This is a genomic window from Pseudomonas sp. MF6747 (genome assembly GCF_963890955.1).
GTDB lineage: Bacteria > Pseudomonadota > Gammaproteobacteria > Pseudomonadales > Pseudomonadaceae > Aquipseudomonas.
Genome location: NZ_CAWPSZ010000005.1, coordinates 231,865 through 247,774 on the forward strand (window position 1 = coordinate 231,865; position 15,910 = coordinate 247,774).

Annotated in this window: 16 protein-coding genes; 13 read left to right on the top strand and 3 right to left on the bottom strand. The window is 58.3% G+C overall.

The features are described from left to right. Window positions 1-128 precede the first annotated feature (128 nt). From mutS to AACW30_RS07280, 3 genes are all read right to left on the bottom strand, one after another. The gene (mutS, locus tag AACW30_RS07270) at window positions 129-2,720 is read right to left on the bottom strand and encodes a DNA mismatch repair protein MutS (RefSeq protein WP_169368316.1); all 2,592 of its coding nucleotides are present in this window, start codon (window positions 2,718-2,720) and stop codon (window positions 129-131) included. A 375-nt stretch (window positions 2,721-3,095) separates the two neighbouring features. Next, window positions 3,096-3,377, bottom strand: coding sequence for a DUF3077 domain-containing protein (locus AACW30_RS07275; RefSeq protein WP_200624591.1), 282 nt, complete (start codon window positions 3,375-3,377; stop codon window positions 3,096-3,098). 773 nt (window positions 3,378-4,150) lie between these two features. Continuing rightward, window positions 4,151-5,773: a methyl-accepting chemotaxis protein gene (locus tag AACW30_RS07280; RefSeq protein ID WP_200624592.1), complete on the bottom strand. Its 1,623-nt coding sequence runs from the start codon at window positions 5,771-5,773 to the stop codon at window positions 4,151-4,153. A 301-nt stretch (window positions 5,774-6,074) separates the two neighbouring features. Here AACW30_RS07280 and AACW30_RS07285 point away from each other — a divergent pair, with 301 nt between their 5' ends. From AACW30_RS07285 to AACW30_RS07345, 13 genes are all read left to right on the top strand, one after another. Beyond that, window positions 6,075-6,818: a LexA family transcriptional regulator gene (locus tag AACW30_RS07285; protein WP_200624619.1), complete on the top strand. Its 744-nt coding sequence runs from the start codon at window positions 6,075-6,077 to the stop codon at window positions 6,816-6,818. After that, window positions 6,797-7,126: a hypothetical protein gene (locus AACW30_RS07290; protein WP_200624620.1), complete on the top strand. Its 330-nt coding sequence runs from the start codon at window positions 6,797-6,799 to the stop codon at window positions 7,124-7,126. Before AACW30_RS07285 ends, AACW30_RS07290 begins: the two co-directional genes overlap by 22 nt. Window positions 7,127-7,416: 290 nt before the next feature. After that, a complete protein-coding gene (locus AACW30_RS07295) occupies window positions 7,417-7,755 on the top strand; it encodes a phage holin family protein (RefSeq protein WP_106577252.1) in 339 nt (112 codons plus the stop codon). Between the two features lie 23 nt (window positions 7,756-7,778). Beyond that, the gene (locus tag AACW30_RS07300; protein WP_169368319.1) at window positions 7,779-8,294 is read left to right on the top strand and encodes a hypothetical protein; all 516 of its coding nucleotides are present in this window, start codon (window positions 7,779-7,781) and stop codon (window positions 8,292-8,294) included. Window positions 8,295-8,297: 3 nt separating this feature from the next. Further along, the gene (locus AACW30_RS07305; protein WP_124416550.1) at window positions 8,298-8,909 is read left to right on the top strand and encodes a phage baseplate assembly protein V; all 612 of its coding nucleotides are present in this window, start codon (window positions 8,298-8,300) and stop codon (window positions 8,907-8,909) included. Window positions 8,910-8,918: 9 nt separating this feature from the next. Further along, on the top strand, window positions 8,919-9,251 hold the full coding sequence (locus AACW30_RS07310) for a phage baseplate protein (protein ID WP_106577249.1): 333 nt from the start codon (window positions 8,919-8,921) through the stop codon (window positions 9,249-9,251). Further along, the gene (locus AACW30_RS07315; RefSeq protein WP_200624593.1) at window positions 9,248-10,243 is read left to right on the top strand and encodes a baseplate J/gp47 family protein; all 996 of its coding nucleotides are present in this window, start codon (window positions 9,248-9,250) and stop codon (window positions 10,241-10,243) included. Before AACW30_RS07310 ends, AACW30_RS07315 begins: the two co-directional genes overlap by 4 nt. Beyond that, window positions 10,240-10,872 (top strand): phage tail protein I, encoded by a 633-nt coding sequence (locus tag AACW30_RS07320; protein ID WP_200624594.1) that lies wholly within the window; start codon window positions 10,240-10,242, stop codon window positions 10,870-10,872. The genes AACW30_RS07315 and AACW30_RS07320 overlap by 4 nt, the downstream gene beginning before the upstream one ends. 2 nt (window positions 10,873-10,874) lie before the next feature. Further along, window positions 10,875-13,253, top strand: coding sequence for a phage tail protein (locus AACW30_RS07325; protein ID WP_200624595.1), 2,379 nt, complete (start codon window positions 10,875-10,877; stop codon window positions 13,251-13,253). A 20-nt stretch (window positions 13,254-13,273) separates the two neighbouring features. After that, complete coding sequence (locus AACW30_RS07330) at window positions 13,274-13,819, top strand: phage tail assembly chaperone (protein WP_119738648.1); 546 nt, start codon at window positions 13,274-13,276, stop codon at window positions 13,817-13,819. A 93-nt stretch (window positions 13,820-13,912) separates the two neighbouring features. Further along, the gene (locus AACW30_RS07335) at window positions 13,913-14,092 is read left to right on the top strand and encodes a hypothetical protein (RefSeq protein ID WP_200624596.1); all 180 of its coding nucleotides are present in this window, start codon (window positions 13,913-13,915) and stop codon (window positions 14,090-14,092) included. 2 nt (window positions 14,093-14,094) lie between these two features. Beyond that, the gene (locus AACW30_RS07340) at window positions 14,095-15,261 is read left to right on the top strand and encodes a phage tail protein (protein WP_106577244.1); all 1,167 of its coding nucleotides are present in this window, start codon (window positions 14,095-14,097) and stop codon (window positions 15,259-15,261) included. Beyond that, window positions 15,261-15,767, top strand: coding sequence for a phage major tail tube protein (locus AACW30_RS07345; protein ID WP_119738655.1), 507 nt, complete (start codon window positions 15,261-15,263; stop codon window positions 15,765-15,767). The genes AACW30_RS07340 and AACW30_RS07345 overlap by 1 nt, the downstream gene beginning before the upstream one ends. Window positions 15,768-15,910: the final 143 nt, after the last annotated feature.

The window sequence follows — 15,910 nt, forward strand, 5'->3', positions numbered from 1 at the left end:
TCAGGCGGCGGCAGCGAAACCCCTTGTGGTGGGGCTCGCGAGGTTCGGGAGCGATAGTCTGCAGGCCAGGCTAAAAGCCCGCAGCATCCCAAACCGCGCGAGATTCTATCAGCTTGCAAGCGTCTGCGTTAGACCCGTGTCTTTAGTGCATAGAGCATTTCCAGCGCTTTGCGCGGCGTCATGTCGTCCAGGTCCAGCTTGGCCAACTCATCCAGGACAGGGTGAGGCAGGCTGGCGAACATGTCGCTCTGGTGTGGCGCAGCGGGTTTGCTGCTGGCTTTTTTCGGGCTTGCCACCACGGTTTCATGGGGCAAGGCCGTGGTTTCCAGGCGGCTGAGGTGCTCGCGAGCGCGGGTGATCACATCGCCCGGTACACCGGCCAATTGCGCCACGGCCAGGCCGTAACTCTGGCTCGCCGGCCCTGGCAGCACGTGGTGCAGAAACACGATACGTTCGTTGTGCTCAGTGGCATTGAGATGCACGTTGGCCACCAGCGGCTCGCTTTCCGGCAGCACGGTCAGCTCGAAATAGTGCGTGGCGAACAGGGTATAGGCGCGTAGATGCGCCAATCGCTCGGCTGCCGCCCAGGCCAGCGACAGCCCGTCGAAGGTGCTGGTGCCGCGGCCGACTTCGTCCATCAGCACCAAACTGCGCTCGGTCGCGTTGTGGAGGATGTTGGCGGTTTCGCTCATTTCCACCATAAAGGTCGAACGGCCACCGGCCAGGTCATCGCTGGAACCGATCCGCGTGAAAATGCGGTCGACCAGCGACAGCTCGCAACTGGCTGCCGGTACAAAACTGCCGATATGCGCCAGCAGCACGATCAACGCGGTCTGGCGCATGTAGGTGGATTTACCGCCCATGTTCGGACCGGTGATCACCAGCATGCGGGTGTCGTCATCCAGCGACAGGTCGTTGGCGACGAACGGCGTGGTCAACACCTGCTCCACCACCGGGTGACGACCCTGCACGATGCGCATGCACGGCTCGCTGACAAACCGCGGGCAGTTCAAATCAAGGTTCAGCGCGCGCTCGGCCAGGTTGCTCAACACATCCAGCTCCGCCAGGGCGGCGGCGGTGTCCTGCAGCGGCGCCAGACGGCTGATCAAGTCTTCGAGCAGCGCTTCATAAAGCATTTTCTCGCGCGCCAGAGCGCGACTTTTGGCCGACAGCGCCTTGTCTTCAAACGCTTTCAGCTCCGGCGTAATGAAACGCTCAGCACCTTTAAGGGTTTGACGACGCTGATAGTCGATCGGCGCCGACTCGGCCTGCTTGCTCGGCAACTCAATAAAGTAGCCGTGCACGCGGTTGTAACCGACCTTCAAGTTGGCCAGGCCAGTGCGGGCCTTTTCGCGGGCTTCCAGATCAATCAGGAACTGCCCGGCGTTTTCGCTCAGCGACTGCAGCTCATCCAACTCGGTGTCGTAACCGGTTTTCAGCACGCCGCCGTCACGGATGATGGCCGGCGGGTTGTCGATAATGGCTTTTTCCAGCAGCGCCGCGAGGTCCGGGTATGTGCCGGCGGTCACGGCCAGTTGTTGCAAGTGCGCAGTGTCCAGCTCGGTCATCGCCACTTGCAGCTGCGGCAGGGCGCTCAAGGCATCGCGCAGACGCGCCAAGTCACGCGGCCGCGCATTACGCAGGCCAATCCGCGCCAGGATGCGCTCGATATCGCCGATTTCCTTCAGCTGCGGCTGCAGCTTTTCAAAACGATAGCCATCCAGCAGGCAGGTAATAGAGGTTTGGCGCGCTTGCAGCACGCTCAGGTCGCGCAGCGGACGGTTCAGCCAGCGGGTCAGCAAGCGGCTGCCCATGGCGGTCTGGCAACGGTCCACCACCGATTGCAGCGTGTTATCGCGGCCACCGGCCAGGTTGGTGTCCAGCTCCAGGTTGCGACGGCTGGCGCCATCGAGCACCACGGTGTCGTCCAGGCGCTCGTGGCGCAGGCTGCGCAAATGCGGCAGGGCGGTGCGCTGGGTTTCCTTGGCATAACCGAGCAGGCAACCGGCGGCGCCGATGGCCAGGGTCAGGGTTTCGCAGCCGAAGCCTTTGAGGTCTTGCACCGAGAACTGTTGGCACAGACTTTTCAGCGCCGAATCACGCTCAAAATCCCACGGCGCACGACGCTTGGTCCCACGACGCTTTTCTGCCGGCAAGTCCTTCGGCCAATCATCCGGAATCAACAACTCCACCGGGTTGATGCGCTCAAGCTCCGCCAGCAGATTCTCCCAGCCCTTGATCTCCAGCACGCTGAAATTGCCGCTGGTGATGTCCAGCACCGACAGGCCGAACAAACGCTCATCGCCCAACACCGCCGCGATCAGGTTGTCACGACGCTCGTCCAGCAACGCCTCATCACTCACCGTGCCCGGCGTAATAATGCGCACCACCTGACGCTCAACCGGCCCTTTGCTGGTCGCCGGGTCGCCGATCTGCTCACAGATCACCACCGACTCGCCCAGCTTCACCAGCTTGACCAAGTAGCCTTCCAACGAATGGTAAGGAATCCCACACATCGGAATCGACTGCCCCGCCGACTGCCCGCGCGCGGTCAAGGTGATGTCCAGCAACTTGGCGGCCTTCTTCGCGTCTTCGTAGAAGATCTCGTAGAAGTCGCCCATGCGATAGAACATCAACTGATCAGGGTGCTGGTTTTTCAGACGCCAGTACTGCTGCATCATCGGCGTGTGGGAGGACAGATCGGCGGTGTTTTTACTCATTGGATAGTAGGCAAATTCGTTGAAAGTGATGGGGCAAAGGGCGCGCGTGGTCCAGTGTCGATCAGTTGCGCAGCGCAGGCTTCCAAACGACGCAGGCCGAATGTGGGAGCTGTCGAGCCTTAGCGAGGCTGCGAAGGGATCGCCGCGCTGTACCTGCAGGCCGCAGCCCCTGCATCGCTGAAGTTCGAAAGCTCAACATCGTGCCCAATCGGGGGCGCTTAACTAAACGGCATTGGGCGCTTGGCCCAGCATTTGTTGCGATGGGCGCAAGGTTAACACGTGAAGTCGGCCCTTCGCAGGTCGCAAACGGCCAGGTAAAACACAAAAAAGGGCGGCGCCTTTATATAAAGTGCCGCCCTTTTTTACGGTCGCCCCTTACTGAATGTTGCCGGGCGAATCCAACACCTTCACTGCATCATCAACCACCGCTTTCACCATCTCCTGCAAATAATGCGACGCCCAGGCGTAACGGTCCGTCTCCCTGGTCATCGCCGCATCTTCTGCGAGCTGCTTGGCGACATGGAGGAGGTCGGAGGCATGGTGCAAGGCATCGTGCAGGGAAACACCGCTGTTGACACGGAAGAGCGGTTGGTCGGAATGAAAGGAGAAGGGGGTGACGCCGAGGGTGGTTAACGCAGACGGATCTGTAGCGGTCATCGGTAAAACTCCCATATCAGTGGAGAGCTACCACGTTCGTTCTCAGGCGAATGGGTGGCAGCTATGCGCAGGCTGAGAAACCGGAGATACAGGAACCCGGCAGACCCGAAGGTCTCCCACGCACAGCCGCCATTGCACGAATTGTGAGGCGAAAAAAAACGCCTGCAAATCGAGTTTTGGGGGCGCTTGGTGCGCCTGCATCTTGCCGGGTTCTCAGGCCCGATCGCTGAATTGGCAGCGACGGGAAGGAGGGTAGCGTGGTGCTGGGGTGGGTGCAACTGGGAAAAGGGAAGCCTCTTTGCTTTGCCAGTTGCCAGCGGGCCCATGCGGGGGATACGCCCCGCCAATGATCACCTGAAGATAAGAGCCCTGGTCAGTGGCTTAAAGGTGAAAGCAGCTTTAGGCCACTGCCGATCAATCGACTGATCAAGTGGAAACGGACAAAAGATGCCCGTCGCGAGAGCTCGACTGAACCTGACCTGCGGCCAGTTGAAAAGGTTTGGCAGCGCTACTCAATCAACGCGCTCGAAAAAGCGGAGACGCGATTATCGGATCTAACGCAGTTGCTGCCAAAAGTGCCTGGCAAAAAAGCTGTCCAGCGTGCCCGCAAAAAAAGCCTACGTTTCGTCGATTAGGTATCACCGCCGCAAGGTCACGCAAATGCTGAGAGTCTTTGGTCTGAGCATTTGCCCCGTGTCAGGCTATGACTAAATACGGGGCTCGATCTTCCAACACTGCTCAGCCTGAAGCCGATCTAACCGCTAACGGTCCGGCTACGCACTCAGGCGTGCCGTCACTTCATTCAACTGCCCTGACAACCCGTGAAGGTTGCGGCTTGCCGCTTCGGTGCGCTGCATGTTGTCCAGGTTGGTGCTGGCAATCGTGGTGATTTCGGTGAGGTTGCGCGAGATGTCTTCCGCCACCGAGGTTTGCTCTTCGGCGGCGGTGGCAATCTGGCGGTTCATGTCGCGAATGGCTTCCACGGCATGGGTGATGCGCTCCAGCATGGCGCCGGCCTCATTTACTTGCGCGACACTTTCTTCACTGCGCGACTGGCCACTTTCAATCGCCTGAGCCGCGTCCACCGCGCCGGTTTGCACCGTTTGGATGATCTGGTTGATTTCGATGATCGACGCCGCCGTGCGCTGGGCCAGGCTTCGCACTTCGTCGGCCACGACCGCAAAACCGCGTCCGGCTTCACCGGCGCGGGCCGCTTCGATCGCCGCGTTCAGCGCCAGCAAATTAGTCTGTTCGGCGATGCCGCGTATCACTTCCAGCACCTTGCCGATGCGGCCACTGTCGGTTTCCAGGCGACGGATCACCGTGGCTGTGTTGGCGATCTCGCCACGCATTTGGGTGATGGTGTGAATGGTGCCCCGCATGACTTTTTCGCCCTGCTGCGCGGATTGGTCGGCATCATCGGCAGCGCGTGCGGCATCGGCTGCGTGACGAGCCACTTCCTGGGCGGTGGCGGACATTTCGTTCATCGCCGTAGCCACCTGATCGGTACGGTTGAACTGCTCGTTGGTACCGCTGGCCATGAGACCGGCGATGGCATTTAACTCGCCACTTGCGCTGTCCAGATCCTTGGCGCTGCGCTGCAAGCGGTTGAAGGTTTCGGCGAGAAAGTCGCGCAAGGTGTTGGCGGCCATGGCCAGTTTGCCCAACTCATCTTCACGGCTACTGACCACGCGTTCGGTCAATTTGCCTTGGCTCAGTTGCGCCACGTAGTCGATCAGCTTGCGAATGGGGTCAACCAAGTTGCGGTTGATGAGCCACAGGCTCAACAGGCCGATCAACAGACCCGAGCCGAGCATTACGATAATCCCCAGCATCACCGTGCGTTTTGCAGCAGCGCTGATCAGCGTCGATTGCTCGGTGCCCTGTTTGCGCAGTTCGCCGACAAGTTCGCTCATCTGGTCGCTGGTAGCACGGTCGACGCCTTTAACGGCGGCGTCGCCTGCGGTGGGGTCTGCACCCGCGGCGATATAGGCATCGCGACCTTTCTGGTATGCGCTGCCCAGCTGGCGGTGTTCGTCACGCAGGCGTTCGATGCGGGCCTTGAGTTGGCCGTCCAGGCCATTTTGGTTAGCCAGTTCGCCGAGGATCCCCTGTACGTCGCGCTGACGTTCTTCGAATTGCTTCCAGTATTTATCCAGGTCTGCCGGCTGCTTGCCCCGTAGTAATACGTTTTTCCATTCCTGCACCTGCACCTTGAATTGCAGGTTGGCCTCGTCGATCAATTGCGACGTGTGCAGCGGACCTTCGATTAGGTTGGCGTAGTTTTGCACCCCGCTGGACAGGAAATGAAAGCATGCCAAAGCAATCAGCAACATCGCCAACAGGCTGCCGCTCAGCAGCGCGAGAATTTGGGTTCTTAGGGATCTTTGCAGCATCGGATGATACTCATGACAGAAATTAGGCACGCCTGGTTGGGCGTGAAAGACGTCCAAACATCCCTGTCTGCGGTTCCGGTTCGTGGCCGGAGCCGCGCAAATTAACACCTGTGGTATCGGCCTTCCAGAGCGGTGCTTGAGACGAGTCCGACCGCCGGTGCCTCATAATTTCTCGATTGTCGTTCTCCGTATAAATACCTCTTGTTTGAAGATCAGATGAATGACTGCTTTTGGCTGTCGCTTTCTGATTTGCATAAATTATGCAAATTAGCATTTGCCAACCCCTAAAACTCCCGGCACTATCCGCGTTATGCAAAAACGCAACGTTTCTATCGTCTTAAGAGAACTGCTGGGCCGCGACCGGATCTCCCCCACGGAGCTTCACCGGCGTACCGGCGTGCCTCAATCCACACTCTCGCGGATCCTCAGCGGCAAGATCGTTGACCCGTCGGACAAGCACATCTCGCGCATCGCCGAGTACTTTCGCGTCAGCACCGACCACCTGCGCGGGCGCGCGGCGGCGGGGGCTTTGCGCGATGACGGGCGCGACCCGATGCATTCGGAACTCAAGGACATAAGCCTGTGGGACGACGACACGCCCGTTAATGATGACGAGGTGTCGATCCCCTTTCTGCGCGAGGTTGAATTGGCTGCTGGATCAGGAAGATTCGTCATCGAGGAAAGCGAGAAGGCCAGCCTGCGGTTCGGCAAGCGCAGCTTGCGGCATAACGGCGTGCAGTTCGACCAGGCCAAGTGTGTGACGGTGCGCGGCAACAGTATGTTGCCGGTGCTGCGCGACGGCGCCACGGTCGGGGTGAACGCAGGCAAGAGTGGCATTGGCGATATCGTCGATGGCGATTTGTATGCCATCAACCACAATGGCCAGTTACGGGTGAAACAGCTCTACCGCCTGCCTACCGGGATTCGCTTGCGCAGCTTCAATCGCGATGAACACCCGGACGAGGACTACAGTTTCCAGGATATCCAGGATGAGCAGATCAGCATCCTCGGTCATGTGTTCTGGTGGGGCATGTACGCCCGTTAACCTCCTTACGTAAGACAACGCCCGCCATTGCGCGGGCTTTTTTTCGCCTGCAGAAAACCACCAAGCCCTCTGCCCGCAAGGCCGCGAATGCACGCATGCATTTCCACGGCAAAAATAAATGCATTTGTGCATTGACTGTATATGCATACGTGCATATTATTTGTCTCAAGCCAGCCAACAAGGTGGTGGAGGCGGCAAGGATGCTGCCAAGGAAAGTGACAAGGACGGCACGCAACATCGGCAAGGACGCCATCCAAGCGATGGCAGGGATGCCAGGCAACACCGGCAAGGATGCCGACGCTCTTTAGTTTCAACGCTTCAAAAACAGGCAGCGATGAACCGGCCTAATAACGGTTCAGAGGGTTGGCAACTGACCCGGGTGTGCAGCGTAAAGCACCAGAAGCAGTTATCCGGCAGACAGGGATCGTGGTCGGAAAAACATCTTAGGAAAGGTCCGTACCGCGCCAGTAGCGCCGAAAGACCGAATCTGGACCGCATTACTGAAAAGCCCGGGCGACCGGGCTTTTTGGAATGCCTACCTATCGAAGCATTTGTAAATGAAAAACGGACTATCTATTGCTCAGCCAGGAGGCGTGACATGACAAATGAACAGCAAGCGTTAGCGGAAATGCCTATCTGGCTGGTCATCGTATTGGCAGTGATCGGCGGGGTATCCGGCGAAATGTGGCGCGCCGACAAAGAGGGCGCACGGGGTTGGTCGCTGATCCGCCGTCTGGCCCTGCGCTCCGGGGCCTGCATGGTGTGCGGCGTTTCAGCGCTGATGCTGTGCTACGCCGCCGGCATGTCGATCTGGACGGCCGGCGCCATCGGCTGCCTGACCGCGATGGCGGGTGCCGATGTGGCCATCGGCCTTTATGAGCGGTGGGCGGCCAAGCGCATCGGAATCAACGAAAACTCCCGTCAGGACCCGCAGTAACTGTTGCAAGGACGCTACTTAAAATGATGCTCATCGAAAAGCCCTCTCAACTGCCCCTCGCCATTGGCGAGGCGCTGCAAGCGGCCTTCCCGGACCTGAAAATCGGCAATCACCAGGACTTTAACGGCACCGGGGATAACACCGGCGTATTGATCACGGTCGAGGGCAATGGCCCCGGCATTCGCTCCCGAGAAGGGCGCAAGGCTCACGCGTTGACCCTTTCGCTCAAGGCCATGGTTGCGCCCGGGGCATTGCCATTTGATGCCTGCGACCTGGCTAGCCAACTGATGGACCTGGTGCTGGATAACCGCTGGAACCTGCCGCAGTCACAGTGTGATTTGCCGATGAATATCGTCGCCGCGCCGTCTGTGCGCACCACGGCGGAAACGGACTACGACACCTGGACCGTTTCCTTCACCCAAACCCTTTACTTGGGACCTGTATTACTCACCGATCCCACAGGCCAACCGCTGTTCGCTCGCACCTGGGAAGTCTCGAACATCAACGACCCCGATCAATACAAACCCCTGGCGGAGTAGCCCATGTTCGACGCGCTGTTACGCATGCAACTGGGGCCGATCGTAGAGCGCCTGGTGGAAATGGAAACCCAGCTTGAAGACCTTTACCGGCGTGCCGAAAGCTTCTGCCGCATTGGCGTGTGTCAGGAGGTCGACGCCGCCAGCAATACCTGCAAGGTCAGCCACGGTGAGTTGCTCACGCCGGCCATCCGTTTTTTCAACCCCAGCGCCGGTGCACAGACTGAAACGCGCATTCCGTCCGTGGGCGAACAATGCCTGTTGCTCAACTACGGCGGCGGCGAAGGCGGCGGCCAGTCTGTGGCCTTGTTCGGCCTGAACACTAGTCAGTTTCCGCCGGTCTCCAGCGTTGCCAGCTTGACCCGGCGCCGCCATCAGGACGGCACTCAAAGCGACTACGACGACGCCAGCCACACGTTCAACTGGGTCAACGGCCCCACCACCTTTACCGGCTCCCGCGAACAGGTCGACGTCAAGGTCGGCGCCGCCAGCCTGACCATGAGCGCCCAGGGCATCACCCTGCAAATCGGCGGCACCCGCCTGTTGCTCGATGCCGGCGGCGCACACTTCAGCGGCCCCGTAGTGGACCACCAAGGACGCGTCATCAGCCCCCGATAAGGACACCGCATGATCGGAATCGACAGGAACACCGGCGCAGCCGTTGATGACTGGCTGCAATTCGTGCAGCGCGCCACCCGAGCGCTGACCACCCCCGTGGGCACTCGCCAAAAACGCCCGCTGTACGGCTCGCAGATCCCGCAACTGCTCGGCCAGAACCTCGGCGACGACCTGCTGATTCTCGCCCAAAGCCATGCCGCCCAAGCGTTCTATAACGCGCAGAACGGCATCGGCGATTTCCAACCCCAGGTCATCGTCGCGACCCGCCAGGGCGCCGGCCTGTTGCTGCGCTTTGCCGGCACCTGGAAAAACCGCCAACAATCCTTTGAGGTCGTGACATGAGCATGCTGATCCCCGGCCAGAACCAACTGGCTGAACCGGCCATCATCGCGGTGGATGAGTTCGAACCGTTGCTGGCCGAATTCAAGGCGTTTGTCGTTGACTACGTCGCCACCCGAGCGCCGCAAAGCGCGGCCAAACTCAAGGTCAGCCTCGACAATGAAAGCGAGCTACTGACCCTGGCGCTGGAAGCGTTTTGTGTGCGGCTGCAAACCCACGAGCGCAAATACAATGCACGCATCAAGCAGATGCTGGCGTGGTGGGCCACCGGCAGCAACCTGGATGCACGTCTGGCGGATATGGGCCTGGAACGCCAAGTGCTCGACCCTGGCGACCCGGCGGCATTTCCGCCTGTGCCGCCAACATTGGAGAGCGATGACGACGCTCGCCTGCGTTACTACCTGGCGCCACATGCCCCGGCCGCAGGTTCGCGAATGCAGTATCGGCGTGAGGTTTTCACTCTAGGCGAACGGCCGTCGGTGAAGGTGCAAAGCGCTACGCCAGGTGTGGTAACCGTCAGCTACACCTTTGACCCGGACGGCTATGCGGCCCAGGTCAAAGACGGCAATGGGCGTCGAACAGCGCCCGGCGAAGTCATGGTCACCGTGCTTTCCCGTGAGGGCGACGGCACGCCTTCTGCCGATTTGCTTGACGGCGTTCGTCGCCATTTCGCACGGCCGGATGTACGGCCGGAGACGGATCTGGTCAGTGTGCAAGGCGCGCAAATCCTGCCGTACAAAATCCGCGTGGTCGCCAAGATCAACGCTGGCCCGGATTCGGGGCTTACACAAGTCGCCGCTCAAAAGCTGCTGCAGGACTACGCGGAGTCTTGTCACCGGCTGGAAGGGAGGGTGGACCCGAGCTGGATTGATTATGCGATTCACAGCGCCGGCGCTGCGCAACTGCAAATCCTTGAGCCCGTTTCTCCGATTCAGGCAACGGCCTTTCAGGCTCCCTATTGCACCGATATCGAGATTGAGGTGCGAATCTTATGAGTGAAGAGCAAATCGATCATAGCCTCCTGCCAACGAATAGCTCGGCACTGGAGAGGGCGCTGGATCTCGGCTTCGCAAAGCTGGTCAACCGTATTACGCCGCCTTTTCCGAGTCTGATGAACCCTAATGAAACGCCTACGGAGTTTCTACCCTACCTGGCTGCGGATCGCGGTGTGGCGGAATGGAGTGCTAACGCTGCGGAGTCTGAAAAGCGTCTTACCGTCGGGTTTTCTTGGCCAACAAAACGCCAGGCAGGCACGCGCCTTGCGCTCGAAAATGCGGTCCGGGGGCTTGAATTATCGCCTCAGATACAGGCGTGGCATGAGAAGTCTCCTACGGGTGCGCCATACAGTTTCACCGTTAGAGCTTTCACTGATCGGCCTTACAGCGAAGAGATAAACACTCGGCTCGACAAGCGCCTCGCGGATGCAAAAAGCGAGCGTGACACGTTGGCGGTGAGTGTCGGGTTATCCGCATCAGGCAATCACTGCATCAGTGCGGTCACTGTGTGTGGGGAACTGACCACGATTTACCCCTTCAAGTTGGAAGGCCTCTCATCCATTTCGCCGCTTTATATGGCGGCGGGTATTTACACCGTCGAGACCATGACCCTTTACCCGTTGGAGTAAAAATGGCTGATTACTACACACTGTTAACAAACGCAGGGATCGCGCACGAGACCGCTTGCAAGGCAAGCGGGACGCCTATCAAGTTGACGCATATGTCGGTCGGCGATGGCGGCGGTTCTGTTTATAACCCCGACGCGACCGCGGTCGCTTTGCGCCGTGAGGTATGGCGAGGCAGCATCAACGCATTGATGCAGGATCAAAAAAACTTAAGCTGGTTACTGGCTGAGGTGACGATTCCTAATGAGGTGGGTGGCTGGTATGTGCGTGAAGCCGCCATATGGACTGACACCGGTATCCTCTATGCGGTCATTAAGTATCCAGAGTCATTCAAACCGGTAATGGCCGATCAAGGCGCAGGCAAAGAGTTTTATCTGCGTGCTATTTTTCAAACAAGCAACGCGTCGAATGTGGTGCTGTCGATCGATGACTCGATCGTCAAGGCCACGCGTGCCTGGGTGGCCGATTACGTGGCAGGCGAGCTGGCGAAACTGGACACTAAAAAGTCCGTGCGAGCCGCTGCAACTGGGCCAATTGTGTTGAGCGGTGCTCAAATGCTCGACGGCGTTGCCGTTGTTGCGGGCGACAGCGTACTGGTAACGTTCCAGGCGATTGCGGCCAATAATGGTATTTACACTGTTGCCAATGGCACTTGGTTTCGCCGTACTGATGCAGATGTCAGTGGTGAAGTAACACCTAACTTGATAGTCAGTGTTGAGGAGGGCACGAAGTACGCTGACACGCTGTGGCAACTGACCACGAACGCACCGATTATCCTGGGCACTACAGCGCTCGAATTCGAGCAGATTTATGGCCCGAGTGGGGTCATTCCTGGCACGTATCGGAGTGTCTCGGTTGACCGTCGAGGTTTTGTGATCGGTGGCACCAACCCAACCAGTCTCGCGGGTTTCGGTATTGTGGATGCTTTCACAAAAACCGAGAGCGACGTGCGCTTTCAGTCAAAATTGACCTACCTCCCTGTTCAGCAAGGCACGGGTATTGGCCAGCTCCAAAACACGGTAAAGCTGGGGTGGTCAGGTAATAATCTGAAGTTGACCATCGATAATTCCGATCTCGGAAAAATCTGGACGTCTTCTGATTTCTCTCCCGATACCAAGGCTAATTGGGGGTCGACGCTTGCCGCTTATGGAGTGACTAACGCATTTACCAAGGACGAAACCAATTATCTGGTCGGGCAACGTGCTTTGCGCGACGGTGTTACTAACATAGGCATGGCCAGTAATGACCCATCACTTATGTATATGCGCCGTGAAACAGATAACCTGGTGTATTTCATACAGAAGAAATTGGATTACACACCCGTCTCGCAAGGGACCGGCGTAGGCCAAAATAACTCAAGAGTAAACATTGGATGGTCCAGCGCTGGTTTGAAAGTAACGGTTGATACAACAGACCTGGGGAATTTTTGGTATTCCGGAAACTTCTCTCCCGACGCCAAGGCAAATTGGGGGTCGACGCTTGCCGCCTATGGCATTACCAACGCTTATACCAAAGATGAAACAGGATACTTGGTTGCACAACGCGTCATGCGCGATGGTATTACCAACATCGGCATGGCCGGTAATGATCCAGCGCTTATGTACATGCGCCGTGAATCGGATAACGCGTTGTACTTTATCCAGAGAAAACTGGATTACACACCCGTCGCGCAAGGCACCGGGGTGGGACAGACGGGATCAAGGGTTAACATTGGCTGGTCCCCTGTCGGCTTGAAGGCGACGGTGGATACAACGGATCTTGGCAATTTTTGGTATTCCGGAAACTTTTCGCCTGACACCAAGGCAAATTGGGGCTCTACGCTTGCCGCCTATGGCATTACCAACGCGTATACAAAAGACGAAACAATTGCCAAGTGCGAAGAGTATGTTTTGTCCAGGCCAATTCGCGATGCCATCACCACGGTGGGAATGGCGTCCGATAACCCTGAATTCATGTACATGCGCCGTTTGACAGACGGTGTCGTTTATTACATTCAGCCGCGTTTGGGCTACACGCCGATACAACAGGGCGGTGGCGTGGGGCAGGTTAATAACAAAATCAAACTGGGCTTTAACTCGGCAGGGAGTCTGCGTTTAACGGTAGATGCAACAGATTTTGGCGATTTGATCAGTGACGCAAATCATGGTGCAAAAGTGGCTGCCCTTGGCCTAAGTGCAGTCGGACAATATGCATTTGCGCGTCCGCTGGTTGCGCAGCCTGCCTCTAACCAAGGCACGATATTGGCGGGCAGTCAGTTGCTCTATACATCGCTCACTGTAAGTGACGGTGCAGGCAATAATTCAGGCCTGCTCAACGTAGGGCAGTGGCGCTTGCATGGCGCTTTGACTGGCTACAACGCTTCGTTGTGGCAACGTGTTTCTTAACTAAAATATAAGGTGATCAAATGTTTACCGTTCTAAGTGCAAACAATCCACGTTGGACCGACCAGGCGCATAGCGCAATAGTGCTGAACGTGGTTTTTGAACAAACCAAAGAGACCATTGGGGAACAGCCCTTCGCGGCATCTCCTAATGACGCTGAGCCTCACGGTGTTGAGCTTTTCGAGCGTGCGAAGGCTGGCGAGTTTGGAGAGGTTCAAGAGCCTACGCGTGAAATGATCCTCGCGCTGGTGATGTGCATGCGTACGGATAAGGCTGCATCCGCTACCCAGAAAATCAACGAATTGCTGACGGCTGTTGAGGTATTGCAGGACACCATCGCAGCTGGTTTGGCGGGAGAGGAGGCGGACGAATTGCCCGCCAGGCAAGCTGAGGTGGCGGCTTGGCGCCTGTACCGCGTGCATCTTGCACAGATGGAGGGCCAACCTGATTTTCCACAGGCAGTGATCTGGCCGGAACAGCCCGCGAGCCCTTTCATTTACACACCGCCATCCGAGCCTGAAGTGAAGGCATTTCAGGGCGTCGATCCCTCCGAACTTCCGAAGAAATAACCTCGCGCCTTGGCGCGTAATGCTTAACCCGATATCTGAAACATCCCCCGAGAGCCGCGTTGCGGTTTTTTTTATGCCTGGAGATTCAAAAAAATGGCTACGTCTAATCGCCAGAAATACACCGTCCTCATCCCATTCCCCCTCGGAGGTGGCCACTGGTCCACCGCCGGCGAAGAACTGGAACTGCTGGACGTTGAAGCATCCGCCCTGCGCACCGCCGGCCGCCTGGAACTGACCAGCGTCCTCAATTCCACCCCCAAGAAGGCTGACTAACCATGGCTGAGGTTCTTAACTTCGAGCACAACGGCATCACCGTGAATGCCACTGAATCTCCCGAGGCCATGGGTGGCCTTGGCGATAACGTGATCGGCCTGGTCGGCACTGCGCCGAATGCCCACGCGTCGATCCCGAAAAACGCGCCGTTTCGCATCAACAGCTTCACCACCCAGGCGTTGCTGGACCCCACCGGCGCCGAGTCGGGCACGCTGTTCCAGGCCGTCTACCAGATCCTCAAAGTGGTGAAGGTGCCGGTTTACGTGGTGATCGTGGAGGAGGGCGCAACCCCGGCCGACACCCTCAACAATGTGATCGGTGGCAACGAGCCGACCACTGGACGCAAACTGGGCCTGGCTGCCCTGAGCAGCGTCCCTGAAGACCTGACCATCATCGGCGCCCCGGGCTTCACCGGCACCAAAGCCGTGGCCGGTGAGTTCGCCTCTTTCGGCAAACGCATCAAGGCCCGTGTGGTGCTGGATGGCAAGGATGCTTCGGTTGCTGACCAAGTGACCTACAGCGGCGAGCTGGGCGGTGCCGACCTCGGTTTCGACCGTTGCCTGCTGGTGCACAACATGCCGTCGGTATACTCCAAAGCGGCGAAAAAGAACGTGTTCCTGTCGCCGTCCTCGCTGGCCATCGCTGCACTGGCCAAGGTCAAGCAATGGGAAAGCCCGGGCAACCAGGTGACCTTCGCCGAGGACGTTTCCCGCGTGGTCGAGTACAACATCCTCGACACCTCCACCGAAGGCGACCTGCTCAACCGCTATGGCGTGAGCTACTACGCGCGCACCATCCTCGGCGGCTTCTCGCTGCTGGGTAACCGCTCCATCACCGGCAAGTTCATCAGCTACGTCGGCCTGGAAGATGCCATCAGCCGCAAGCTGGTCAAGGCCGGCCAGAAAGCCATGGCCAAGAACCTCACCAAGTCGTTCATGGACCAGGAGGTCAAGCGCATCAACGACTGGCTGCAAACCCTGGTCGCCGACGAAACCATCCCCGGCGGCAGCGTGTACCTGCACCCGGAGCTCAACAGTGTCGAGAAGTACAAGAACGGCACCTGGTTCATCGTCATCGACTACGGCCGCTACGCGCCGAACGAACACATGATTTACCAACTCAATGCCCGCGATGAAATCATCGAGCAGTTCCTGGAGGACGTTCTCTAATGTTTACCAACCGTGTAAGACAGGCCATTGCGGCCACCCTTCAAGGCCTGCCGTTGTCCGCGACGGTGGAGGAGTTCACCCCGCCAAAGATCGAGTTCGACATGGAATCCATGTCCGGCGGGCGCTTCATCGCCGAAGAGATGGCCAAGAGCGGCAAGGTGCTCAATGCCAAGTTGGTTCTGCAAGGTGCCGGGCCGGAAATCATGCTGGCCCTGGGCGTGCGTATGGGCGACGACATTCTGCTGAACGTGCGTGAAGCCGGTCAGGACCAGGATGGCAAGACCTATTTCACCTACCACACCGTCGGCGGCAAACTCAAATCCCTGGAGGAGGCGAAGCTGAAGATGGGCGACAAGGTCACCACCACTTTGGAACTGTCCTGCCGTACCTACAATCGTCTGGAAAACGGCATTTCGGTGATCGACATCGACGTGCGCACCCAGAAGTTCATGCTCAACGGTGTCGACATTCTCGGCGATGCGCGCCGCGCGGTGCTGATGCCTTAAGGGCTACCGTGACCTGAAGTGAGCACAGTCAATGTGGGAGCCGGGCTTGCCCGCGATGCAGGCGACTCGGTGTGCCTGGTGTACCGAGCTGATGCCATCGCAGGCAAGCCAGCTCCCACATCGACCGCGCTCAGCTTTAGATT